The organism is Collimonas sp. NPDC087041 (genome assembly GCF_044745265.1).
GTDB lineage: Bacteria > Pseudomonadota > Gammaproteobacteria > Burkholderiales > Burkholderiaceae_D > Collimonas.
On record NZ_JBIUZX010000002.1, the window covers coordinates 246,436 to 271,401 of the forward strand.

General features: G+C 57.0%; 22 protein-coding genes. 3 read left to right on the forward strand and 19 right to left on the reverse strand.

Annotated elements, in window-relative coordinates; translation table 11 throughout:
- Window positions 1-5 precede the first annotated feature (5 nt).
- The 7 genes from ACIPF8_RS04220 to ACIPF8_RS04250 all read right to left on the reverse strand — a co-directional run bounded on the left by ACIPF8_RS04220 (window position 6) and on the right by ACIPF8_RS04250 (window position 8,108).
- The gene (locus ACIPF8_RS04220) at window positions 6-1,157 is read right to left on the reverse strand and encodes a deoxyguanosinetriphosphate triphosphohydrolase (RefSeq protein WP_400417429.1); all 1,152 of its coding nucleotides are present in this window, start codon (window positions 1,155-1,157) and stop codon (window positions 6-8) included.
- Window positions 1,154-2,881 carry a bifunctional shikimate kinase/3-dehydroquinate synthase AroKB gene (gene aroKB, locus ACIPF8_RS04225; protein WP_400417432.1) on the reverse strand — a complete coding sequence of 576 codons (1,728 nt, stop codon included), beginning with the start codon at window positions 2,879-2,881 and terminating at the stop codon, window positions 1,154-1,156. The genes ACIPF8_RS04220 and aroKB overlap by 4 nt, the downstream gene beginning before the upstream one ends.
- Window positions 2,882-2,977: 96 nt before the next feature.
- The gene (gene pilQ / locus ACIPF8_RS04230; protein ID WP_400417435.1) at window positions 2,978-5,167 is read right to left on the reverse strand and encodes a type IV pilus secretin PilQ; all 2,190 of its coding nucleotides are present in this window, start codon (window positions 5,165-5,167) and stop codon (window positions 2,978-2,980) included.
- Window positions 5,164-5,712 carry a pilus assembly protein PilP gene (locus ACIPF8_RS04235; protein ID WP_400417437.1) on the reverse strand — a complete coding sequence of 183 codons (549 nt, stop codon included), beginning with the start codon at window positions 5,710-5,712 and terminating at the stop codon, window positions 5,164-5,166. The genes pilQ and ACIPF8_RS04235 overlap by 4 nt, the downstream gene beginning before the upstream one ends.
- Window positions 5,709-6,368 carry a type 4a pilus biogenesis protein PilO gene (locus ACIPF8_RS04240; RefSeq protein WP_400418191.1) on the reverse strand — a complete coding sequence of 220 codons (660 nt, stop codon included), beginning with the start codon at window positions 6,366-6,368 and terminating at the stop codon, window positions 5,709-5,711. The genes ACIPF8_RS04235 and ACIPF8_RS04240 overlap by 4 nt, the downstream gene beginning before the upstream one ends.
- A gap of 10 nt (window positions 6,369-6,378) precedes the next feature.
- Complete coding sequence (locus tag ACIPF8_RS04245) at window positions 6,379-7,029, reverse strand: PilN domain-containing protein (protein ID WP_400417438.1); 651 nt, start codon at window positions 7,027-7,029, stop codon at window positions 6,379-6,381.
- Window positions 7,029-8,108: a pilus assembly protein PilM gene (locus ACIPF8_RS04250; RefSeq protein ID WP_400417441.1), complete on the reverse strand. Its 1,080-nt coding sequence runs from the start codon at window positions 8,106-8,108 to the stop codon at window positions 7,029-7,031. The genes ACIPF8_RS04245 and ACIPF8_RS04250 overlap by 1 nt, the downstream gene beginning before the upstream one ends.
- A gap of 429 nt (window positions 8,109-8,537) precedes the next feature.
- On the opposite strand from ACIPF8_RS04250, the gene ACIPF8_RS04255 reads away from it, so the two are divergent.
- A complete protein-coding gene (locus ACIPF8_RS04255; RefSeq protein ID WP_400418194.1) occupies window positions 8,538-10,850 on the forward strand; it encodes a penicillin-binding protein 1A in 2,313 nt (770 codons plus the stop codon).
- 121 nt (window positions 10,851-10,971) lie between these two features.
- On the opposite strand, the gene ACIPF8_RS04260 is transcribed toward ACIPF8_RS04255, so the two are convergent.
- From ACIPF8_RS04260 to cyaY, 6 genes are all read right to left on the reverse strand, one after another.
- Complete coding sequence (locus ACIPF8_RS04260) at window positions 10,972-12,111, reverse strand: DUF2827 domain-containing protein (protein ID WP_400417444.1); 1,140 nt, start codon at window positions 12,109-12,111, stop codon at window positions 10,972-10,974.
- Window positions 12,108-13,253, reverse strand: a complete 1,146-nt coding sequence (locus ACIPF8_RS04265) for a DUF2827 domain-containing protein (protein WP_400417447.1) — start codon at window positions 13,251-13,253, stop codon at window positions 12,108-12,110. Before ACIPF8_RS04265 ends, ACIPF8_RS04260 begins: the two co-directional genes overlap by 4 nt.
- 28 nt (window positions 13,254-13,281) lie before the next feature.
- The gene (locus ACIPF8_RS04270; protein ID WP_400417450.1) at window positions 13,282-14,421 is read right to left on the reverse strand and encodes a DUF2827 domain-containing protein; all 1,140 of its coding nucleotides are present in this window, start codon (window positions 14,419-14,421) and stop codon (window positions 13,282-13,284) included.
- A 58-nt stretch (window positions 14,422-14,479) separates the two neighbouring features.
- Window positions 14,480-15,136, reverse strand: coding sequence for a hypothetical protein (locus tag ACIPF8_RS04275; protein WP_400417452.1), 657 nt, complete (start codon window positions 15,134-15,136; stop codon window positions 14,480-14,482).
- Window positions 15,137-15,139: 3 nt separating this feature from the next.
- A complete protein-coding gene (locus ACIPF8_RS04280) occupies window positions 15,140-16,594 on the reverse strand; it encodes a hypothetical protein (protein WP_400417455.1) in 1,455 nt (484 codons plus the stop codon).
- A gap of 197 nt (window positions 16,595-16,791) precedes the next feature.
- Entirely contained in the window at window positions 16,792-17,118 is a 327-nt protein-coding gene (gene cyaY / locus ACIPF8_RS04285; RefSeq protein WP_400417457.1) for an iron donor protein CyaY, read from the reverse strand.
- Window positions 17,119-17,159: 41 nt separating this feature from the next.
- Here cyaY and ACIPF8_RS04290 point away from each other — a divergent pair, with 41 nt between their 5' ends.
- Together ACIPF8_RS04290 and ACIPF8_RS04295 are read left to right on the forward strand one after the other, a co-directional pair.
- A complete protein-coding gene (locus tag ACIPF8_RS04290; RefSeq protein ID WP_400417459.1) occupies window positions 17,160-17,423 on the forward strand; it encodes a lipoprotein in 264 nt (87 codons plus the stop codon).
- Window positions 17,424-17,553: 130 nt separating this feature from the next.
- Window positions 17,554-18,321 carry a transporter gene (locus ACIPF8_RS04295; RefSeq protein ID WP_400417462.1) on the forward strand — a complete coding sequence of 256 codons (768 nt, stop codon included), beginning with the start codon at window positions 17,554-17,556 and terminating at the stop codon, window positions 18,319-18,321.
- On the opposite strand, the gene ACIPF8_RS04300 is transcribed toward ACIPF8_RS04295, so the two are convergent.
- From ACIPF8_RS04300 to ACIPF8_RS04325, 6 genes are all read right to left on the reverse strand, one after another.
- Window positions 18,288-18,944 carry a sulfite oxidase heme-binding subunit YedZ gene (locus ACIPF8_RS04300; RefSeq protein WP_400417465.1) on the reverse strand — a complete coding sequence of 219 codons (657 nt, stop codon included), beginning with the start codon at window positions 18,942-18,944 and terminating at the stop codon, window positions 18,288-18,290. The genes ACIPF8_RS04295 and ACIPF8_RS04300 overlap by 34 nt on opposite strands.
- Before the next feature lie 19 nt (window positions 18,945-18,963).
- Entirely contained in the window at window positions 18,964-19,944 is a 981-nt protein-coding gene (msrP, locus tag ACIPF8_RS04305) for a protein-methionine-sulfoxide reductase catalytic subunit MsrP (RefSeq protein WP_400417468.1), read from the reverse strand.
- Between the two features lie 85 nt (window positions 19,945-20,029).
- Window positions 20,030-20,698 (reverse strand): HAD family hydrolase, encoded by a 669-nt coding sequence (locus ACIPF8_RS04310; protein ID WP_400417471.1) that lies wholly within the window; start codon window positions 20,696-20,698, stop codon window positions 20,030-20,032.
- A 4-nt stretch (window positions 20,699-20,702) separates the two neighbouring features.
- Entirely contained in the window at window positions 20,703-21,848 is a 1,146-nt protein-coding gene (ccsB, locus tag ACIPF8_RS04315) for a c-type cytochrome biogenesis protein CcsB (protein ID WP_400417473.1), read from the reverse strand.
- A gap of 87 nt (window positions 21,849-21,935) precedes the next feature.
- Window positions 21,936-24,065 (reverse strand): cytochrome c biogenesis protein ResB, encoded by a 2,130-nt coding sequence (locus ACIPF8_RS04320; RefSeq protein WP_400417476.1) that lies wholly within the window; start codon window positions 24,063-24,065, stop codon window positions 21,936-21,938.
- Window positions 24,066-24,136: 71 nt separating this feature from the next.
- A complete protein-coding gene (locus tag ACIPF8_RS04325; RefSeq protein ID WP_400417479.1) occupies window positions 24,137-24,802 on the reverse strand; it encodes a c-type cytochrome in 666 nt (221 codons plus the stop codon).
- Between the last annotated feature and the right edge of the window lie 164 nt (window positions 24,803-24,966).

Consider the following 24,966-nt stretch of genomic DNA (forward strand, 5'->3'; position numbering starts at 1 on the left):
AACCTTTACAGATGCCCTTCGTCCACCAGAAACAGGCGCCTATGTTCACGTATCGCATAGCGATCGGTCATGCCGGCGATGTAGTCGGCAACCTGGCGCGCCTGTTGCTGCGGACTGTGCTGGCCATCGGCCGGCAATTGATAGTCCGGCGGCAGTAATGCGGGTTCATCGGTAAAACATTCATACAATTCCACCACGATGCGGCGCGCCTTGCTGGTCATCCGATTGACCAGATAGTGCCGATACAGGTTTTCGCGCAAGAAGCGCTTGAGAACGGCAGCCTGCTGCGCCATGCCGTCGGAAAATGCGATCAGCGGCGGCGCATTGCGCACATCGTCCAGCGTCTGCACCTTCGCGTCCTGGATTCGCTCCTGCGATGTCTGGATCAGGTCGGTGATCAACGCATTGATCATGCGCCGCACCGTTTCATTGATCGCACGCCGCCCCGTCAATCCAGGAAAAATCCGCTCTACTTCGCGGCTGTGCAACGCGTAGAAATCGATCTGGTTCATCTGCTCCAGTGTCAATAAACCCGAGCGCAAGCCGTCGTCGACATCATGATTGTTGTAAGCGATCTCATCGGCCAGGTTGGCCACTTGCGCTTCCAGCGCCGGCTGCTTGCGGTCGATGAAACGCTGACCTATATCGCCGAGCTTGCGGGCATTCGCCAGCGAGCAATGCTTGAGGATGCCCTCGCGGGTTTCAAACATCAGATTCAAGCCGTCAAACGCGCCGTAGCGCTGTTCCAGCTGATCCACCACGCGCAGGCTTTGCAGGTTGTGCTCGAAGCCGCCATGCGGCTCCATGCAGGCATTCAGCGCATCCTGGCCGGCATGGCCAAACGGCGTGTGACCGAGATCGTGGGCCAGCGAAATCGCTTCCACCAGGTCTTCATTCAGTTGCAGGTTACGCGCAATCGAGCGCGCAATCTGGGCTACTTCAATACTGTGGGTCAGGCGCGTGCGGAACAGGTCGCCTTCATGATTGACGAACACCTGGGTCTTGTACTCCAACCGGCGGAAAGCGGTGGAATGGACGATGCGATCGCGGTCGCGCTGGAACTCGGTGCGGGCGCTGGGAGGCGCTTCGTCAAACAAGCGTCCTCGCGACTGCGCAGAATGTGCGGCATACGTGGCGAGAGACGCTTCCGGGTTCATCGCGGCATGTCTCCCGAAGCCAGTTGCTGGATGGTCGCCAGCAGCGCATCCTGCGGCGCAGCGCTGATCAGAGAGCCGCCCAGGGGTTTCATCAGGATGAACCTGATCTGCCCGTCTTCGTTCTTCTTATCGACCTGCATCAACTCCAGCCAGCGCTGCACGCCAAGATTCGGCGCCTCGGTCGGCAAACCGGCGGCGCGCACCAGCGCGCACAGGCGTTCCTTGTCGACTGCAGTGATGTGGCCCAGACGATGCGACAGATCGGCGGCCATGACCATGCCGCAACCGACCGCTTCGCCATGCAGCCACTTGCCGTAACCCAGGCCGGACTCGATCGCGTGGCCAAAGGTATGGCCGAAATTCAGGATCGCGCGCAAACCGCCTTCGCGCTCATCCTGCCGCACCACGTCGGCTTTCAGTTCGCATGAGCGACGGATCGCATACGCCAGAGCTGCGTTATCACGCGCCATCAATTTATCGATATTGTCTTCAATCCATTTGAAGAATGCGGCGTCGATTACCGCGCCATATTTGATGACCTCGGCCAGGCCGGCCGACAATTCGCGATCCGGCAGCGTATGCAGCGTCAGCGTGTCGGCGATCACCGCCTGCGGCTGATAAAACGCGCCGATCATGTTCTTGCCGAGCGGATGATTGATGCCGGTCTTGCCGCCCACCGACGAATCGACTTGCGCCAGCAGCGTGGTGGGAATTTGCACAAACGGAATGCCGCGCATGTAAGCGGAAGCGGCAAACCCGGTGAGATCACCGATCACGCCGCCGCCAAGAGCAATCAGCGTGGTCTTGCGGTCGCATTTGGCAGCCAGGAGGCGATCGAATATCTGCATCAGGCTGGCCCAGTTCTTTTCTTCCTCACCATCCGGCAGGATGATCTCGAGCACGCTCTTGCCGGCTTCCTGCAAGGTCTGCGTCACGCGCTGCAGGTACAGCGGCGCCACGGTGGTATTGGTCACCACGGCGACCTGCCGTCCACTGATCAGGCGCGCGATACGCTCGCGATCGCCCAGCAGCGACGAGCCGATCTCGATCGGATAGCTACGCTCTCCCAACTCTACCTGCAGGCTGATGGTTGGGACTTGGTTCGAAGAAGAAACCGGTTGATTCATAGGAAAATTCGGTGAATTAGTAGTGGTACCGCTCGCCTGCCTGCCGATAAATTGCGCAGTATCTGCTTCAGCGTCAGGATCGTCAGGCAGCAGGTCAAGCTGGCTCAGGATGCTATGCACCAGGAATTGTACGTTAGGTCGCCCGGTGTCGATGACAATATCGGCCACCTCGCGATAAAACGGCTCTCTTTGTCGAGACAGTTCTTCCAGGCGTCGGCGTGGGTCCGCGGTTTGCAGCAATGGCCGGCTTTTGTCGCGGCTGGTGCGTTGGAGAATGTTATGGACGCTGGCCCGCAGGTAAATGACGGTGCCGCGGGATTTCAGATATGCGCGATTTTCCGGCTTCAGGATGGCGCCGCCACCGGTAGCCAGCACGATCCCGCGCCGTGCGCTCAGATCGCGTATCACTTCCGCTTCGCGCTGCCGGAAGCTCTCTTCGCCTTCAATTTCAAAGATCAACGGAATCGAGACGCCAGTACGCGCCTCGATTTCGTGATCGGAATCAATGAATAACTTGTTGAGTTTCTTTGCCAGGGCACGGCCAACCGTAGTCTTGCCCGCACCCATCAGGCCGACCAGAAAGATATTGCCTTTCATGTGCAACGCACCATTTCACCACTCAACCTTTTGCTCAAATGCGGACACCGGCGCAGAACCGGCGTCCCTGTGCAGTTAGTGGCCTGTAACAACCTATTAGTGCGCAGCAACCCGGTCAACAACGACTTTCGGTGTCAGGAAAATCAATAATTCAGTTCGCTTGTTAGTAACTGCCGATTGTTTGAAAAGATAACCCAGAACCGGAATATCTCCAAGCAGTGGCACTTTATTAACATCATTTGAAATTGTCTGGGTGTAAATACCGCCGATCACCACCGTACCGCCATTTTCAACCTGGACCTGGGTCTGGACGTGTTTCGTGTTGATCGCCACACCGCCAGGAACGGTGGCGCCAACGCTATCATTGGTCACATCAACGGTAAGGATAACATTACCATCTGGAGTGATTTGCGGGGTTACCTCCAATTTCAGATTGGCTTTCTTGAACTCAACCGATGTCGCACCACTACTGGTTGCACTTTGGTAAGGAATTTCAGTACCTTGTTCAATCAGGGCTTTCTGTTGGTCAGCGGTCACAACACGTGGGCTGGAGATGATCTTGCCTTGTCCATCCGCCTCCAGGGCCGACAATTCGAGGCTGATGAACTTGGAGGCCGCGGCATTAAACAGGCTCAAAGCCACGGACCCCGCAGTTCCGGAACTAGGTGCTGCAGGCAAATTGACCGAATTCCCGGTCACGCCTGGTGCCAAATTGCTGCCTGTCGTGCTGGTGGTCGTAGCCTGCTGTCCACCGGCTGCAACATTCGTGCTGCTGAAACCAAAGCCAAGCTTGGCGCCAAGATTGCGGCTGAAGCCATCGTTCGCTTCTACCATGCGTGCTTCGATCAATACTTGCCGTGAAGCGATATCGACCTTCGAAACCAGGTTGCGGATGTTTTGCAAGATAGTCGGCGTATCAGTCACGAACAATTGATTGGTACGCGGATCGATCACGGCACTGCCGCGCGATGACAAAATACTGTTCTTCTTGCCGCTACCACTACCGCCGCCGCTACCTGCATCATCAATCCCGAATACCTTCTTGAAGGCTTCAGCTTTTTGATAGTTCAGCTGGAAAGACTCGGTGCGCAATGGTTCCAGTTCAGCAATTTGCGAACGTTGTTCAAGCTCCAGCTTCTCTTTGGTCAGCAACTCGTCTTTCGGCGCGATCCAGATGACCGAACCGTTCTTGCGCATGTCGAGGCCCTTGGCCTGCATCACGATATCCAGAGCTTGATCCCAAGGTACGTCTTTCAGGCGCAAAGTCAGGTTGCCGCCAACGGTATCGCTGGTGATGATATTGAGACCGGTAAAGTCGGCAATCACCTGCAGCACGGAGCGCACTTCGACGTTCTGGAAATTCAGCGACAGCTTGTCGCCGCGATAGCCTTGCGTGCCTTGCGCCAGCTTGTTCGGATCTTCCTTGAGCGGCTTGACCACGATCACCAGTTGGCTGTCGGTCTGGTAAGCGCTTTGCTCCCACAGGCCCTTCGGTTCAATGATCATGCGCACGTTGTCGCCTTGGGTGACCGTAGTAATGGTCTTCACCGGGGTGCCGAAATCGCCGACATCCAGCTTGCGACGCAGGACATCCGGCAAGGCGGTTTTCAGGAAATCAACCACCACCGTCTGACCTTGCTGATGCACGTCGACGCCGACCTGGGTATTCGGCAGATCGATCACGACACGACCCTCGCCTGCTGTTCCACGGCGGAAATCGATGTCGCGCAATGCCGGTTTGCCGTTCAACAATGGCGCTGGCGCCGGTGCTGCGGCCGCAGTTGCTGTCGTCGCTGCCGGACTTGCAGGAACTCCTGCCGCATTGAGCGGAGCCGCCAAACCGCCTGAGCCGTCGATGGTCACCACCAGGGTATTGCCATCCAGCGCTGTCGCATAAGACAGCGACCGCTTCAGGTTGAACACCAGGCGCGAGCGGTCATCCGCTTGTGCCAGGACCACATTGCGGACATCGCCCAGGCTGATGTCTTGCGAGGTCTTGCCGGTGGCATTGTCGATACCGATAAAATCCAGTGCGATGCGAGCCGGACTAATGATCGAAAAACCGGTTGGTGCGGCAGTCAACGGCCGCTTGAAATTGACGCGAACGATAACGTTGGCGCCTTGTTGATTAGCGTTGATCGAGGTGATGGCGTTATTGTCCGCCGCCAGCGCCGCAGTCCCGGTCCCTACCAGGCACAGCAACGCGCACAGCATCAACGCTTTCTGTCGAATCACGCTCAGCCGGCCTACGCTCAGGTTAACGAATTTTTTTCCTGCTGCAATCATTTTGTGCTCTCCTGCAACGCTAACTTGGCATCGCGCTCGACCCATTCGCCGGACGCATCTTGTACGATTTCTTTCAAAGTTACTTCGGATTCGTTGATGGCTGTCACCATGCCGAAATTCTGTCCGATGTAATTCCCCACTTTGGCCTGGAACACAGTCCTGTCGACTTGCAGCAAGACATAGCTCAAGCCGACTTTCTGCAATGTGCCCACCATCTTGATCGTATCCAGCGGATAGTTTTCGAGTGTTTCGCGGCGCCGATCCAGATTCGGCTTCAGGCCGGTTGAATTACCCTGCAACTTGGCCAGCGCCACCAGCAGCTTGCTGGGATTGTAGGGATCGATACTGGTCGCCCCGGCATACACGAAAGGCACGAATTTCTTCGGCTCGGTCAGCTTCGGGATACCGACGCGGGCATGGCTCTTGGTGTCGGCCATCCACTCCTTGACGTCCTGTACGCCGCTGTCGCCGCAACCTGACAAAGTTGAGATGGTTGCGACAAAAAATGTCACCTGGGTCAAACGCCCAATGCGAAAAAACGTCATTTTTGACCTTTCTGCTTAGCTGAATCGGCGACCTTGCGCTGTGCCGCCACTTCGTCCTTATCCAGATAACGGAAAGTCTTGGCAATCGCATCCAGGCTCAACGAGCCATCTTTGCCGGCTACCAAATTCATGTTGTTCAGGGTCACGATGCGCGGCAGATTGGCGATGTCGCTGGCAAACGAGCCGACGTCGTGATAACTGCCATTCACCTTGATATTGATCGGCAGTTCCGCGTAGTAGTCCTTCACCACCACTTGGCCAGGCTTGAACAGTTCAAACTGCAAACCCCGTCCCAAACCGGCCTGGTTAATATCGGACAACAGCGCATCCATCTCCGCCTTGCTCGGCAGTTGCTTCTCCAGCGTGACCACGTATTCGGCGACCTGCAGCTTCTGCTTGCGCAGGGCATCGAGATTGATGGCTTGCTGGATTTTTGACTTGTACTGCTCTTTCAGCTGGACTTCCTTCTGCTCGCCGGCATTCAGTTCATCCTGCTGGTCGCTCCAGTAAAAAAACCAGCCGACCACCAACACCAGCAAAAACACAGCGACGCCGCTCAACACGCGCGGAACGATCGGCCATTGGCCGGGATGGCGGCCATTCAGCCCGCGGAACTGCGCCCCTAACGAAGCGCCCAAATTATTCAAATCCATGATTGCGCGTCTCTCATTTGGTGGTTGCAGGTGGCGCGGCTGCAGCTACGGCTGCGGTGCCAGCTTTTTTCGGTATCTCCCCCGCATCCTTCGCATCCTTGTCGGAAGGACGCTTGATGCCGACGTTGACGGTGAACGCGAACACATGCTTGCTGTCGCGACCGGTACCACCAATGTTGGCTGCCCGAATTTCAATCAGGTCCGGACGCTCCAGCCAGGCCGAGTTGTTGCCCAGGTTGCGCAGCAGCTCGGAAACCCGCTCATTCGATTGTGCATAACCGTTCAAGGCAACCCGTTGTCCTTCCTGCTTGAAGGAACTCAGGTAGACGCCTTCCGGCACCTGCTTGACCAGTTCATCCATCAGGTACACCGGCTGGTTACGATCGCTTTGCAGGTCCTCGACGGCCTGTTGCCGCGCCTTCAATGCATCGATTTCCTGCCGCAGTGTCGCCACTTCCTTGATTTCACCATCGAGACGCGTGTTTTCCGCAGTGATGAAACTGTTCCGCTCATTCTGTTTCGAGATGCTGTTGGCAAAAAATGCCCCCACCAGCAATACCGTTATCAAACCGATAATCGCGGACAGCACCAGCATGGCGAAGTAAGCGTTCTTGCGCTGCTTACGCTTGGCTTCGCGATGCGGTAAAAGATTAATTTTGATCATCAGCCGAACCTCCGCATGGCCAGGCCGCAAGCAACCAGATAGGACGGCGCATCAAGGCGCAATTGTTTTTCCCGCACATTCGGGCCGAGCTGCATGCCGGTAAAAGGGCTGACTACCGATGTCGAAATCTTGGCCCGGCCGGCAACCACTTCCACCAGACCGGGGATGGTTGCGCAACCGCCAGCCAGGAACAACTGGTCCAGACGGGTATAAGGCGTCGAGGTAAAGAAGAACTGGATTGCCCGGGTGACTTCCAGCGCGGCGCTCTCCAGGAACGGATTCAACACTTCCTGCTGATAACCTTCAGGCAGGTCGCCGGTGCGCTTCTTCAGATCCGCTTCTTCGTAGGACAAGCCATAGGCGCGCACGATATCCTGCGTCAACTGGTTGCCGCCGAAAGGCTGCTCGCGTTCATAAATCAGTTGCCCATCCAGCAACGCCGAGACGTGAGTCGTCTGGGTCCCGATCTGGAACAGGCCGACGATCTGTCCTTGTCCGGCCTTCGGCAACTGGCCGATGATGCGGTTGATTGCTGCGCGCGCCGCGTAGGATTCGATATCCATGACAGTCGGCTTGAGGCCTGCGGCCTCTATCACCGCAACCCGATCCTCGACCTTTTCCTTACGCGTCGCTGCCAGCAGTACTTCGACATCGTCAGGCGAATGTTGCGCCGGACCGATAACGTCGAAATCGAGGCTGACCTCATCCAAGGCAAACGGAATGTACTGGCTGGCTTCGGATTCGACCTGCATCTCCAGCTCTTCTTCCAGCATGCCGCTCGCAAGAATGATCTTTTTGGTAATCACCGACGCAGGCGGCATGCCCAGAGCCACCAGCTTGGTGCTCGAGCCGCTTTTTTTCCAAAGCCGCCGGACCACTTCCGTGACCTGCTCGATGTTTTCAATATTGCCATCCACCACCGCGCCGCGCGGCAGCGGTTCAGAGGCGTAACGATCAAGGCGTAGTTGATCCTTGCCGGACTCGGACAGCTCCACCAGCCGCACGCCCGATGTACTTATATCAATGCCCACCAGGGGTGGGTTCTTTTTACCGATCAGCGATCCAAGATCGAATGCCAAGAGCATTTCTCCCTGTATGTATTATTTGGGGAACATTCTGCCTACAAGGCGGTCGCATATACAGAGTACCGTCTCGAAGTTAGGAAAAACCTGTAAAACAGGGCTTACAGCAATGTTAAATTTGGTAACGTGAAATCGTAGCAATAAGAGGACGGTACTGTAAAGAAATTTTCCTGTGGGCAATTGCCTATATATTATGTAATGTTGCGCCACATGCACTCCATCCATGCTAATTTGATTTCCAGCGACAATTTTTGTCTGCATTTCGCAACGAAATTGCGCTACCAACAAGACCGCATGATGCAGAGCAAGTTTTGAGCCAACTGCTGTGCCGCTATAATGCGTGGCATTCCTACTTCGAAAACGCCTCGCATGACGCCTACCGATTCAGCTAGCGACACCCCGATTGCCCCTATACCTCACCGTCGCATGCCGCTGCTGTTGCGATTGCTGCTTGGTTTCTTTGGCATTGTTGCCGGCCTGGTCGTTATCGGAGCACTAACTTTTCTGCTGATGCTGGCGATGGCCTATCCGAATTTGCCGGAACTGGACTCACTCACCGATTACAAGCCGAAGATCCCGCTGCGCATTTTCTCCGCTGATGGTGTCCTGATCGGCGAGTTCGGCGAAGAGCGGCGCAGCCTGGTGCATATCAACGAAATCCCCGACGTCATGAAGAAAGCCGTGCTGGCGATCGAAGATGACCGCTTTTATCAGCACGGCGGAGTCGATTACCAGGGCATCCTGCGCGCCACCTTCTCCAACCTGACCGGCGGCGGCGGCGGCGCCAGCACGATCACGCAACAGGTCGCCCGCAATTTTTTCCTGACCAGTAACGAACCGACCTTCTTCCAGAAGGCATCGCGCAAATTTCTCTATGAGATTCCGCTGGCCTGGAAGATCGAGCGCAACCTGACCAAAGACCAGATCCTTGAGGTCTACATGAACCAGATTTATCTGGGACAGCGCGCCTACGGCTTTGCCTCGGCCGCACAGATTTATTTCGGCAAGAAACTGCAGGACATCACGATCGCCGAGGCGGCGATGCTGGCCGGCCTGCCAAAGGCGCCGTCGGCCAACAATCCAATCGTCAATCCGAAGCGTGCAACAGTGCGCCAGCAATACATCCTGCTGCGCATGCTGCAGCTCGGCTACATCACCCAGGCGCAATACGAACAAGCCAAGAACGAGCCTCTGCATACCAAGAGCGGCGCCAGCGAATTCGGCATCCACGCGGAGTTCGTCTCGGAAATGGCGCGCCAGCTGGTGTACGACCAATTTAAGGAAAACACGTACACGCGCGGCCTGAATGTATTCACCACCATCACCAAAGCCGACCAGGATGCCGCTTATATTGCCGTGCGACGCGGTGTCATGGATTACGAAAAACGACGCGGCTACCGTGGCCCCGAAGGCTACATGGACATCCCTGACAGCGGCAAGGAAGCCGCTGAAGACGCGATCGAAGTAGAGCTGGCCGATCATCCAGACAGCGATGAAATCGTCGCCGCAGTGGTGCTGGAAGCCACACCCAAGCTGGTGCGTGCGGTGCTGTCCTCGGGCCAGGAAATCAGCATCAGCGGCGCCGGCCTGAGCATCGCCACCAACCTGTTGAGCGACAAGGCGCCGCCACAGCGCAAGGTCAAGCGCGGCGCCATCATCCGCGTCATGCTGGAAGGGAAAAACTGGACCATCACGCAGATGCCCGCGGTGGAATCGGCGTTTATCGCCGCCGACACCAAGGACGGCGCCATCCGCGCGCTGATCGGCGGCTTCGATTTCAACCGCAATAAATTCAACCACGTCACCCAGGCGTGGCGTCAGCCGGGTTCGTCATTCAAGCCGTTCATCTATTCGGCATCGCTGGAAAAAGGCCTGTCGCCGGCCACCATCATCAATGACGCGCCGCTCACCTATGGCGGCGGCCAAACCGGCGGCCAGATCTGGCAGCCGAAGAACTATGGCAACAAGTACGAAGGCCCGATGAGCATGCGGCGGGCATTGACGAAGTCAAAGAATGTCGTGTCGGTACGCATTCTTGACAAGATCGGTGCCAAATACGGTCAGGAGTATGTGACGCGTTTCGGCTTCGATGCTGACAAAAATCCGCCATACCTGACGTTAGCCCTAGGCGCCGGCGCTGTCACGCCGCTGCAGATGGTCGGCGGCTATGCCGTATTCGCCAACGGCGGCTACAAGGTCAGCCCCTACATCATCAGCAAGATCACCGATGCCAACGGCAACGTGCTGTCGCAGGTACATCCTGAAGTTGCCGGCGATGAAGCCAATCGGGTGATCGATCCGCGCAATGCCTACCTGATGGACAGCATGATGCGTGACGTGGTGCGCTACGGCACGGCAGTCAAGGCTATGTCACTCAACCGCACCGACCTGGCCGGCAAGACCGGCACCACCAACGATTCGCTGGATGCATGGTTCGCCGGCTATCAACCGTCGCTGGTAGCAGTCGGCTGGATGGGCTATGACCAGCCGAAGAGCCTGGGTGACAAGGAAACCGGCGGCGGCCTGGCGCTGCCGATCTGGATCAGTTTCATGCAACAGGCGCTGAAAGGCGTGCCAAACGAAGACCGCGTGGTGCCGGATGGCTTGATCCACTCAGGCGGCGAATATTATTACGCGGAATACCCGCCGGGAGTCGCCACCCAGAACCTGGGCGGCGGCACGACGGAGCCGACAGAGGAAGAAAAAGCCAAGGACGAGGTCAAGAACGAATTGTTCTGACCTAGGGTGGGCACATCGTGCCCACGCGTGAATTCACTCCACTTACTTGCCAATTGCGTGCGACCTGAATTTGTCCACGCTCCGGCTATCGAGGTTACGCGTGGACACCGAGGTGTCCACCTTACTGCTTGGAATACAGATCGAGCAAGCGCTGCGTATAGATCTCGATATTCTCCGGATAACTGACATCGAGAGTGCGTAACAACTTCTTTGCACTCTGACGATAATCATCCAACTGCGCGTCATGCGTGGCAAATGCTTTCAACACCGCCTGGCCGCCGGCGAACGAATCGAACTCAGGATAATAGTAGCCGTAGTCGCGAATGAATTCCGAGTTGTGGATCAGCGGATAGCCGCCGTACAAGGCTTCGTAGTACAGATAATTCTGGCCGTTTTCCCAATGATGCGAAATGATGCAGTCGCCATAGTTGGCCATGAATTCATACACCGCAAAACGACCTTCAAACGACGCCAGCCCGTGATTCACGACATCCAGCGAACGCGCGAACTGAGTAAACTTAAGGTGCTCTTTCAGGTGCAAGGTGTTGCACACACGCAGCGAGTCCAGGAACCCAGGTTGCGCACGATACGCCTCCTCGCATGCCAGCATCGGCAGCAATGAAGTCTTGACCATGCAGACGTTCGGTTCGAAACTGCACACCCGCCAACGCGGCTTGCCCGGCTGATAGCCGAAGCTGAGATGGCTCGGTAAGGTGTCGATGCCTTTTTGAAAAAACAGCGGCGTCCACAAATGCGGCACGATGTGCACCGGCGCCCGCGCGGTCAAGCCGAAATAATCCTTGCAGCTGCGCAGGTACTCCGGCAAGGTCCACACTGCATCGTAGGGCTTGTTGCTGCACAGGCCGCCATGCGGCTTGTTGAACATCGCACGCTCGATATCGATCACGTAATCGTTGCCGACTCGCATCCAGGCATAACGCCCGCCGCGCTCGCGGAATTGGCGCACCCAGTCTTCATTCAGTTGCGCGCTCATTTCGACCACGACATCAAGCGTTTGCATCGCCTGGTCAAGGCCTATCATGTCGATCCCAAGATCGCCCAGCATCATGGCGTCGTTGACCTGGTCGACATCGCCGTCCAGCACCAGGACTGCGCGCTCGACTGCCGGTGACTGATTGAACAGTTGCACCAGGAAGGCGCAGTTCTGGAAGATGCCGTTTTCCCAGATCGATTGCGGCCCGGAGCGCACATGCAGAGTTACGCCCACGCGTAATTTTTTTTGTGGCAGCGAGGCGCTCATGGCTGGCCCTCCACCAGGTTCTGAAGTCTTTTCACAAATGCGTCCACGTTATTCGAATTTGCCGGATCAAGCCTGCTCAAGTAGGCCGCCCCGGTTTTTTTATAGTCATCCCAGAATTCGGGTTCCTGTTGCCAGGCATCGAGCAACGCCTGACCACCGGCGCTGGCTTCGAAATCCGGGTAATAGATGCCGATGCCGTCGGCCTTCAGATAATCTGAATTATGAATCAGCGGATAGCCGCCATAGAGGGCATCGTAGTACAGGTAGTTGAGGCCGCACTCCCATTGATGCGACACCACCGCATCCATCTTTTGCTGCGCCATGCAATCGACAAACGACACGCGTGGTTCGTAGGTCGCTTTGTGTTGCTTGGTCAAATCGAGGTTGATCGCAAAGCGGTTGAAAGTCAGATGTTCTTTCATATGCACCGTATTCATCACCATCATCATGCTGATCGAACGTTGATCCAGGCGGAATGCCTGCTCGCACACCAGCATCGGGATGAAACAGCTTTTGACGACTGAAATGTTGGGCTCGAAAATCGCCGTGCGCCAGCCTGGCCGGTCTGCGCCACGGCTCGGCTTGTAGCCGAACGGATGGCCACCTTGCTCCACAGCGTCGATCTTCTTTTGCAAAAACAACGGCGACCAGATGTGCGGCACCGCGTGCACGGGAACGCGCGACACAGTACGCAGCAAAGGCCCGCTGGCTTTCATGTGATGCGGCAAGGTCCATATCTCATGCCACGGCGTACCGTTGAAAATCTGCCCGCTCGCGCCGCCGAACATCGGCGCTTCGGCGTTGTCGGCATAGGTATGGCCGACAAATAATGTGACGATCTTGGCGCCCAGCGCACGCACATGGCGCAACCATTCCAGCGGCAACTGCGCGCCCATTTCGATCACCACATCGATTTCGAAAGTCACGTCCTGCGGCTTGACCAGCGGCACGTCGAGAAGATCCAGTCCCATCTCTGTCGGCATCTGATCCAGATTGCCGCCGTTCAGCAAAAACACCTTTCCGACTTGCGGACTGTGTTGTAGCAGCATCACCAGGAATGCCAGGTTCTGGTTGATGCCGTTCGACCATATCTGCGCGCCGTTGACGGCAAAGACGGAAATTCCTACATTGATTTTTTTCATGGGCTAGCAAAAATTAGAAATCATCGGGTCATGCAATCGGCTGCTGCAACAACGCCTTCAGCAAACGTTCATACTCGGCGGTGACCTCAGGACACGTCGGCAGATAACGGCCCAGCACTTGCCGTTGGCGCGTCAGGTAATCCTGCCAACTGTCGTCATGCGCTGTCAGCACCTCGATCAATTTGCGACTGCCTTCACGCACGTTGTTGCCCTCGTAGTAGTAACCAAGATCGCTACACATGTATGCGTTATGCACCAGAGGATAACCCTGCCAGCAGACATCGAAATAAAAATAATTCAGCGCATTCTCGATCTGGTGGGAAATCACCACATCGGTCATCTCGCTGAGAAACTGCGGCGTATCGTGGCGCCCCAGGAAAACCGCCTTGTGCTGGCGCACGATATCGAGCTGGTTCATCACCGCAATGAACTCCTTGCTCTCGCGCGCCAGTCGTTCGGCATTGGTCACCTGCAATAGCGCAATATCCTGCGGCCGCTGCCGATAGGCTTCTTCCGCAATAAAAACCGGATACATGCAGAATTTCACGATGTCGTTATTCGGCTCCATCACGGTCAAGCGTTTTGGCTCTGATCGCGGGCGGTATTCGCCGTGATGCGTGAAACCCTGGCTACGCTGATTAACGAAGATCGGATCCCACACGAACGGCACCACTTGGGCCGGCCGGCGGCGCAAGGTCTCGAAATAGGACTGGCTGTTGGTGGCCACTTGCGGCACCATCCAGATCGCATCGTAGCGCTGATTGACGAACAGGTTATATCCCCACATGGGCCGATTGAATAATACCGATTGCATCACGTGCACATACTCGAAGCCGCAGCAATAGGAAATCAGACGGCATCCGCGCTCTTTCAGATAGGCGGTCTGCTCGGCATCGATCTGGCCGCCGAGTTCAATCAGCACATCCAGGTTGTCCTTGGCTTGCGCGAACGCCACGGTTGGCCAGCGCGCCTGGTCCCACGGCAGCGCCCGGGTGATCGCAACCGCCGTGGTATTCACCAGATGCACCGAGGCCACGCTCGGACATTGCTTCAAAGTTTCAGCCAGATAGACAGCATTCTGCTTGATGCCATTGTTCCACAGGGATTCGTTCTCCTGGTGCAGGCCGATGGTGACGCCGATGCGCAAGGTGCGGGGTAAAGGATTCATATCTTGATTCATATCTTGATTCAAATATTGATTGAGTAATTGGCCTGGAGCGCGTTGCCTAACGCGCAGGTACAGTCATTTTTGTCTGCTCGGTCCAGTTGTACTGCACATAGCGTCGGATAATCAGACACCCTGGAGGAGAATCCACCAGCGAGACCGAGCCGCCCGGCTCTGTCGGCGAAACGTAGACCGTAAATGTCGGCAGCAGCGCTGTGCCGTTGTAGCCCTTCAGTTCGGTATCGGCAATGCTCTTGCATGAATACGGCGCAATCGAAATCCGTTCAGCCGACACCGAACAGGCGCCGCCGTCTTGCGGCACCGCGGTGATGGATACCGCCGCTGAAGCCCCGGCATATTCGATTCCGGTGAGCGAAAAAAATGGTCCGCGATCCGGATGCGCGTGATCCCAATCGACCAGCACGTCATGCGAACGCGTGCCATTGATCGCCAACGCGGATAGACGGGTAATCGCCGGCTGGCATTGCTTGACGCCGATGCTGCGCGCAGCTTCCGCCAGCAGGTTTTTCGGGCCGCCGGCAGCCGCCTTGTTAGCCGGCAGGTCGGCACGCATTTGCGCGTACGATGCCGGCGCCATCAACTGCAAAAGAACGATGCATGCGAGCATCCACCGGGACCATCGACGTGTGCCCGATGCCGGCAATGCGGTGGTTTCCATCAACTCGATTGTCTTGCCAAAATGTAGTGCACGCGTCATCAACTAGGTCCGTTTGAAATGTGAAATCCCGATCAGCGCCGAAACGGCAGGCGGGACGGGCTGTTCGACGGCCGGATCTGCAGGCGCCGGGGTCGTCGGCACGGTGGCCGGGTCTGCCGCAGGAGAAGGCCCCGGCGGCATCGGCGGAACCGCTGGCTCGATAGCTGGTTCAGTTGCGGGCTCGGCTGCCGGCATGGCGGCAGCGGGCGCCGGCTCAGTCACCGAGGCCGGCGCATCGGCGGGCGGGGTTGGAGCTTGAGTTGTCCCGACAGCCGGAGCTTCCTGCATCGGCGCGACTGCTGGCTCGCTGCCAGGCGTCATCGGCGCCGGCACTGTCGACGGTGCCGGTGATGTCGACGACTCGATGGCCGGCGCTTCAGTTGACGTAGCGGCAGGCACAACTGAGGCGGGATCGGCAGTCACGGCGGCGGGTTCTGCAACAGGCGTTGCGGGAGACGCTGGCGCATTGCCAGGTTCGACGGTGGGTGTTGCCGGCGCCGCGGCTGAACTGTCTGGCGCCGCTGTCGGATTTACCGGCGTTGCTGCCGACTCCGGCACTGGCACTGCTGCGGCCGGCGCCGGTGCAACTGCGGGCGCAACTGCGGGCGCTACCGGCGCAGCCTTGGCAGCAGTGGTAGCCTGCTCCTGCTTCATCAACGCCACAACCGCCTTTTCGCATTCATCTTCGCTATCGCAGGCAGTCACGAAGGTTTTTCCTTCCCACCAGCCGCGCATGACATAAACGCCGTTGTCGGCCCGGACGCCTTTACCGTTGTTAAACATGTCCTGGTACTGCGGATGTGCCGGCGGAAATGTCATGATGCCGTATCCCAGCTGCCGGCCCCGATGCCACTCGCCGGTATAGGTCGATCCGTCGGCATAGCTTGCCTTGCCTTCGCCTTCCGGCAGGGAATCGATGAACATGCCATCGAAGCGATTGCCAGGCTCTTCGACCCCGGTGGTATGACCGCGCACCTTGCCCTGCTCCATTGTGCCGGTCAGTTCGGCGACCTGCTTGTTGTTGCTGAGCCAGCGGACTGTCCCAGGGCCCTGCGCCAGACCGTTCTCGCAGCCGCCGCTCCAACGCGCAGAAATGCCATTGGCAATCGGCTCCGGGCTCCAGATCTTGCAGCCGTTGCTGGTATCTGCCGCCCAGTGCTGCGGCGCTTCAGCCGCCGCGGCGGTGACGACATTCGACAAGCCGCTGGTGTTGGCGGCACTAGCGGCAGCATTGGCCCCGTTGATTGCATTTGCGGTATTGGCCACGTTAGGACTGGGCGCCGCTGCGGCCGCTAGCGAAAACCCGACGGCGGCGATGGCGGCGGCTATTCCCGTCATGGAGACGATGCGCGCCGATACACGCAACTTCGCGGCGCCAGGAGATGGCTCGGCAACGGCGTTGCCACCGCCTGCAGAATTGCCGCACCAAGCGATTGGTTCTTCCGAATCCCTGATCATTATCGTATTCATTGTTGTCGATCGATAGTTGAGAAGCGTTGAACAACTCTCCTTGATGCGGCCCTTGCGAACCGTGTAATCAAGTCCATTATGAAGCCGAAATGCGCGAGCGTATCAAAACAACATCTTACTTTCGTATCTTACGACACATTGGGCATCCGATAAATCACTTGCGGGGTCCCACTACAAAGAAAAAATTACAGGGTTACCGGCACTCCGCCCTGGGAACTGATCATTGTCGACAGCGCAGCAAAGAATTCCGAGCCATCGCGGGTGTTTACCCAAATGTTACCCTTCTGCTTGTAATGAAAACCGCCTGATTTTGCGGCGATCCACAATTCCTGCATCGGCGCCTGGCTGTTGACGATAATCTTGCTGCCATTATCGATAAACTCGATCTCCAGTACATTCCCGCTACGGCTGCACTCCACATCCAGGTCGCTCTGCTCGGCGGCGCTCTCCAGCGCGGTTTCAATCTTGCTCAGGGCAGCTTCGGCCGCGGCCAGGAATTCTGATTCTGTCATGCTACACTCCAATCCGTTTCGTTAAACTGTGATTCTAATCCGTGAAACCAACTTTTGATTTTCCGCGTGCCGCAATGATTGCCGCTACGCTTACTTTGTCGGCATTACTGGCGGCTTGCGGCCAAAAGGGGCCGCTGTTCATGCCTGTTCCGCTGCCTCCGCCCGCTGCCAAAACGACAACACCGGTGGTCAAACCGAACGCGTCCGAAGAGAAATCCAAAGAATCTGAGCAGCCAACCACGTTTACTGTGCCGGCCGTTCCTGAAATCCCGTCAGAAACCCTGGATACACCGGCAGCCAAATAGCTGCCTGCTCCACGTCACATTTTTCGTACAGGGAAGACGCAGCGCCCGCAGAACGCCGCTTCCCTGAACTTCGTGCGGGCCTGAATCTTTGTAACCAGCATATTGGCTTAATTGGACAGACAGGAGGACCATGCGCCGGCTCATCATCTCTGCGATCTCGTCCTGCTGCCTGATCCAGGTCGCTCATGCCAATCATCCACTGGTGACCGACGATACCGGCACCCAGGGCAGCGGCAATCAGCAGGTCGAACTGAACACGGACTGGCTGCGCCAGGACGATATCCACAGCCATGTAGTCAATTTCACCTACAGCTACGGCTTGCTGAGGAATCTCGATATCTATGTCAATCCGCCACTGACGGTATCCAGTCCGTCGGGTATCAACGATATCGCGCTAGGGCTCAAATGGACCTTTCTGGAAGAGGATAATTTCAGCCTGGGCTTGAAACCGGAACTCACCTTCCCCAGCGGTGACCCCAATCAGGGTTTGGGACATGGCAGCAGCAGTATGTCGTTGACGCTTATCGGCAGCTATCAAATCGACTCCTGGGCTTTCAGCGGAAATCTGGCTGCCTACTACAATCGCTACCGCCTGCTAAGCGACCAGCAAGCCAACCGCACCATGCTCTGGCGCGCCTCGGTGGCGGCGCTCTACGCGATCAATCCGAAATGGAGCCTGGCGTTCGACACAGGCATTGTCAGCAACACCGAGCGCGCCAGCGATACAAGCGGCGATCGCCACGCCAGCAGCAATCCCGGCTATATCCTGAGCGGGGTGATCTATTCACCGAATCCTAATCTCGATCTGGATGCCGGCATCAAATTCGGTTTGGGCTGCGGCGCATGCGCGGCGCAAACCCAGCGTCAGGTCGGGGTTGGCGTGACCTGGCGCTTCTGAAGCGCAGCGCGTTGTCCGGCGCGATTACGTAGCGCGAAGTACACGCGCACGAGCAACAGCGCGGCAACGATAGCGCCAAACAGGATTGGCTTTTCGAAGTTATGTTTGCCGGCCCGCATCCACCAGAAATGCAGTATCCCCAGCATGGAAATCACGTAAAGACTGCGATGCAACCATTGCCAGCGCTTGCCGCCAAGCCGCCGGATCATGCCGTTGGTGCTGGTCAGCGCCAACGGCAGCAACATCACGAAAGCGATGAAACCAACCGTGATGAACGGCCGCTTGACGACATCCTTGAGCATCTCGCTGAGATCGAAGAAATGATCGAACCAAAGGAAGGTTGTGAAATGCAGGCAGGCATAAAAGAAAGCATACAAACCCAGCATGCGACGCAACTTGACCAGCCAGTTCCAGTTGGTGAAGCGGCGTAACGGCGTCACCGCCAAGGTGATGCACAGAAAATACAGGGTCCAGTCACCGCTGCTGCGCGTAATGAATTCGATTGGATTGGCGCCCAGCTGATCGGTAAACGCGTACACCAGCAATCGCAGCGCCGGCAGCAGCGCCAGCCCAAACAGGACTGCCTTGAGAATCTTGAATTGTCGTGGCGTTGGATTAAGCATGCTGGATGGTCCGCTGATCTCAGAAGTATTTTTTCAAGTCCATGCCGGCGTATAGCGGAGCGACATCGCTGTAACCGTTGAACATCAATGTCTTGCGCTTTTTGGTAAAGAAACCGTCTTCGCCGATGCGGCGTTCGGTCGCTTGCGACCAGCGCGGATGATCGACATCCGGATTGACGTTGGAATAAAAGCCGTACTCACGCGCAGCCGCAATATTCCAAGCTGTCCTCGGCTGGTCTTTGACGAAACGGATCTTGACGATCGACTTGGCGGATTTGAATCCGTACTTCCACGGCAGCACCATGCGCACCGGCGCACCGTTCTGGTTCGGCAATACCTGGCCGTACATGCCGAACGTCAGCAAGGCCAGCGGATGCATCGCCTCATCCATCCGCAAACCCTCAACATACGGCCATTCCAGCACCGGGCTGCGCAACCCCGGCATCTGGCGATTATCGGCGAGCGTCGTGAATTCGACGTACTTGGCGTTGGCGGTCGGCTCCATTTTCTTGATCAACGCCGACAGCGAGTAGCCGATCCATGGAATCACCATCGACCAGCCTTCTACGCAACGCAGCCGATAGATGCGCTCTTCGAGCGGCGCCAGTTTCAGCAAGCTGTCGATATCCAGCGTCATCGGTTTCTTGACTTCGCCCTCAATCGAGATCGTCCAGGGCCGGGTTTTGAGGCTGCCGGCACTTTCTGCCGGATCGGCTTTGTCGGTGCCGAATTCGTAGAAGTTGTTGTAGGTGGTGGCATCCTTGTACGGCGTTGCCTTGTCCATCACAACGTAGGCGGGATTGGCCTTGGCCGCCAATTTTTGCGCCCCGCTTGCCTGCGCCCAGGCATCGCCGCTCGACAGTTCCAGCAATGAGCCGGCGCCAACCGCGCCTACCGCAACCTGCTTGATAAAGCTGCGACGCGACTCAAATATTTCTCGTGGGGTAATTTCGGAGGCGAACGGAAGATCGATTCCGTTGGGGCGTCGGTAGAGCGGCATGAAAAACTCCTGTGAGGATTGATGTGGCGGCAGATCTTAGTCAAGCCAGCCGACAATTCCTTACAAGAGTACAAACAAAATCCGCTTATCCGGCGAGATCGATATGATCGTGCAACTCTGCCAGTCGGGAAATCACTTTGGCCTGTTTGGGAAGATTCGGCTCGACCTGTTCCGGCTGCAATGCAAACACCAGCATACCAGCAGCCACGCCAGCCTGCACGCCAGGCACACTATCTTCGACCACTGCACAGCGGGATGGTTCGACACCCATCTTGCTGGCGGCATGCAGGAACAGGTCCGGCGCCGGTTTCCAGGAGCCGACCTCATAGGCGCTATAAATGCGGCCCTCGAAATACGGCAGCAGGCCGGTAATGCCGAGCGACAGTTTAATCTGCGTCAACGGACCGTTCGACGCCAGGCAGAACGGCACCCGCAGCGACTGCACCAGCTCCAGCGCACCTTCGATCGGCTGCAGGCGCTGATGCAAGGTATGCGCGATGCGTTCGCGCAAGACCTTGGTGAAATCGGCCGGCAACGGCTGGCCGCGCATGGCTTCCAGTTCGACCACACAGTCGGCCATCCGGCCACCCTTGAAACGGCTCAAGGCTTCGTCAAACGACAACTGCGTTCCCAGTTCTGCAAGATACTCAACCATCACATCGGTAGCGACGGTCTCACTATCGACCAAGGTCCCGTCGCAATCGAAAATCACCAGGTCGACTGGCGTCAGGTTTTCCGGCTTTTCCTTCGTCATCAGTTTACAACTCTCCATATGAATGCAGGCCCGACAGGAACATGTTCACGCCGAGGAAGGCGAACGTCGTCACCAGCAAACCAATCAGTGCCCACCATGCGGCAACCTGGCCGCGCAAACCCTTCATCAAGCGCATGTGCAGCCACGCAGCATAGTTGAGCCAGACGATCAACGCCCAGGTTTCCTTCGGATCCCATGACCAGTAGCCGCCCCATGCTTCCGCCGCCCACAAGGCGCCGAGGATGGTGGCAATGGTGAAGAAGGTGAAGCCGACGGCAATCGCCTTGTACATGACGTCGTCCAGCACTTCCAGCGCCGGCAGGCGGTCAACCAGGTAGCCATGCGATTTCAACAGGTACGCCACCGCCACCATCGCCGACAATGCAAACGTGCCGTAGCCGATGAAATTGGCCGGCACGTGGATCTTCATCCACCAGCTCTGCAACGCCGGCACCAGCGGCTGGATTTCAGCGGCGTCGCGCGACACCATGTACCACAGCAGGAAACCGACCGCGGCCGAGATCACCAGCAGGACAAAGGCGCCCAGTTGGCGGGTGCGGTAGTGCTGTTCGTAGTACAAATAGAACAAGGCGGTGATCAGGCTGAACAGCACGAACACTTCATACAGGTTGGAAATCGGGATGTGGCCGATGTCGGCGCCGATCAGATACGATTCATACCAGCGCACCAGCATGCCGGTGAAGCCCATCACCACCGCGGCCCAGCACAGCTTGGAGCCGATCGAGGAACCGAAGTCGGAACGCGTGATCAGGCCGCCCCAGAAAAACATGGTCGACAGAAAGAACAGCGTGCTCATCCACAGGATCGCCGACTGGCTGGAGAGCATGTATTTGAGGATGAATTTCTGGTTGGCCATATCGAGCACGCCACCGTACATCGCAATCGCCGACAGCGACAACACCGCCAGCAACGCCATCAGCCAGCGCACCGATTTCCAGTGCCAGCCGAGCCAGGCGAAAGTCGGTGCAGCCAGCACCAGCACCGCCTTCTCGTAGTAATCCATGTGGCTGCCGTAACGGTTCAACGCGAACAGCGAGGCCGCCACCAGCGCGATGGCGAACAGCCAGTCGATTACCGACAAGCGCTTGATAAAGCTAGCGGGCGGGGCATACGTTTGCGTCAGTTCCATCTTTATCTCCATTGCATTGCAGGCAAACCCAGGCAACTCTGCCGCCATCCCTGCGTCGGCAAGGGCGGCGACCGATGCGGGTTCACATCAAGCTTCCGACTGCTTTAATTGTGTTTTCAACACTTCAAATTCTTTTTCAAAATCCAGCGTCTTGCGCTGCGAACTCATTGCCATCATCGCATGCGTCTGGCCACTGCCGTCCTGGCTCGGACGAATCCAGACCCACAAGCGGCGCTCACGCACGTACAGCATCGAGAACACGCCCAGCACCAGCAGCAGGCAGCCCAGATACACCACTTTCTTGCCCGGCGAACGGGTTACCTGGAATACCGATGCCTTGATTTCATCAAAGCCCGTCATCTGCAGATACACAGGCGCATTATAGAAGCTTGCATCCGACAGCGCATTGGTGCTCAGTTGCAGGAAGCGCGCATGCTTTTCATCCGCCTGCATATCCTTCAAACCATCTTTCTCGCGCGCGACCTGCCACAAATCCCACATGCTGCCGTTCAATATCTTCATGAAAATATCTGCGGCCTTTTCCTGCTCCTGCGGCGGCACTTGCTCCAGGAATTTGGAAATGGCCATGTAGCCGGCTTGCTTGCCGTCGCCGGCAAACAGCGACAAACCGCGCAGTGCGGATTGTTCCAGCTGAACGCGCAAGGCGGCAATGCCTTCACGGCTTTCCGGAATCGCGCGCTGGGCATAGCGATGCGCAGCCGCCGCACGCATTTCCGGATTCTCCAACGCCGCCCGCAAACGCATCCATTCGCCGACCGTATCGTCATCGTCCGCAGGAATGCGCAGATATCGGAACGGCTCGTCCGGCGTATCGCGCACACCCGCCAGGAACACATAAGCATCGTCCACCTTGATGGATTGCATGTAATTGCTGAACTCGCGTGCCTGTCCGGTCTTGTCGCGCAATTTGTACTGCACGCTAGGGCCAACGTTTTTCAGATCCTTCTTGTTCGCGCTTTTCGCCGCGTTGCCCAAGTGGTTGCTCAAATCGTCGCTGAGACGCTGGTTGAGGCTCTTCTTGGTCACGGCACGCAAATCGTCACCCGATTGCGCCATATTCTCCACGTTAAACGGCCGGAAACCAGACCATTCAATCGTATAGTCGGTATTACCGTTATTGACTAACGGCGTGGTGCCGTTGACTTCGCCGCTCAGCGGGAAACTGGCCTCACTGGCGCCGGCCATCGGGTACGCCATCAGTTTGAGCTTGCTGCCGCCATCCTCGAAGCTGGATTGATAAACGGCAATTCCCTTGTATATCAAGGGCTGGTTGACCTTGATGGTCGCCGGGAAAGTATGGCCGTCGGCGTTATCGCGGATCACGACTTCGCTGGCGAACAGCTTCGGCATGCCGGTGCTGTAGAAATCGACAATGAATTTTTTCAGCTGGATCGTGAATGGCAGATCCTGGATCATCACGCCATCCTTTTGCGGAATGATGGCGGTGCTGCTGGCCGAACCTTCCGGAATCAGCGTATTGCCGCGGAAGGTCGGATTGCCAAGGCCGAGGCGATGTTCTTCCGGGATGTCAGCAATGATGCCGTTGCCGTTGAATGGCGTCTTGCCATAAATCCATTGCTGCGCGCGGATCGGCAGGTCGGAGTCCAGCAGGCCACCCAGGCAGATGATAACGATCGCACTGTGAGCAAAGATATAACCCCATTTGTTGGCGGCGCCTTGCTTGGCGCTGATCAAGGTCGCGTTGTCCTTGGCAACCAGTTTGGTCTTGTAGCCCTTGGCGGCGATCCGCGCCTGCAGCTGCTGCGCCAGCAAAGCCGGAGCAACTGCCGATGTCCATTCCGACTTATGGTGGAAATTGCGCAGTGATTGCTCGCGGACATTCTCGCGCCAGCTGCGCATGTCCTTCAGCATTTTCGGTGCGTTGCGGGCGATGCACAGCGAAGTTGAAATCACCAGGAAAGTCATGATCAGCAGGAACCACCATGACGAATACACCGCGTACAAACCCAGCTTGCCGAAAACTTCAAACCAGAACGGACCGAACTGGTTGACGTAGTTGGGCATCGGCTCATTCTGCTTGAGCACGGTGCCGATCACCGATGCGATGGCGATAATCGTCAGCAAGCTGATGGCAAAGCGCATCGATGACAACAGTTCAACCGCATCGGCCAGCCAGCGACGGCTGGTCTTGAGCTGAATTCCTGCGGTGCTGATCTCGTTATTACTTGTACTCATGGCAAATCAATCTTTTTCAAAGGAAAAAGGGGTGGCCTAGGCCACCCCTTTTTTTGCTATTTCTTCTTATTTTATTTGAGGCCCGCGATGTAATCGGCAACTGCCTTGATTTCATCGTCCGACATGCGTTTGGAAATGGTTGCCATCATCGGGCCATTCTTGCGAGCACCGCTGCGGAAATTGGTCAGTTCGGTCACAGTATAGTCTTGATGCTGGCCGCCAATCCGCGGGAACTGGTTCGGGATGCCTGCACCGTTCGGGCTGTGGCAGCCGGCACAGGCCGGAACGCTCTTTTCGGCAATACCGGCACGATAGATTTTCTTGCCCAGTCCCAGCGTATCCTTGTCTTTTGCGGCACCCGGCTTGGCCGGCTGCGCATCCAGATAGGCGGCGATATTTTTCATTTCATCGTCGGTCAGCAGCTTGGCCAGCGGCGACATGATCGGATTATTGCGATCCGCACCTTGGAAATTGGTCAATTGCTTGTGGATATAAGCAGCGTGCTGGCCACCCAGTTTCGGGTTCGACGTGATGGTCGAAGCGCCGGCGGCGCCGTGGCAGGAGATACACGCTGTGATATTGCGAGCGGCGTCACCGTTTGTATACAGTGCTTCGCCCTTGGCTGGATCGGCTTTGGCAGGAGCGGCTTTTAGTTCATCCGCTGCATAAGCAACGGAGGAAAGGGCCAGTACTGCGACGAGGAGAGACTTCACTACTGGAAAAAACGCACGGTTCATTCACACACCCTGAGTGACTTGTTTTTAAAATTCTGCCCGAACGGCGACGATACTGTGATCGATCCCACCTGTTACAGCCGATTACCTAGTCTCCTATGACCCTCAGTCGCATACTTTGCATAGTCAACCTCAGCACCAGTACATAACCCCTTATTGTACAATAG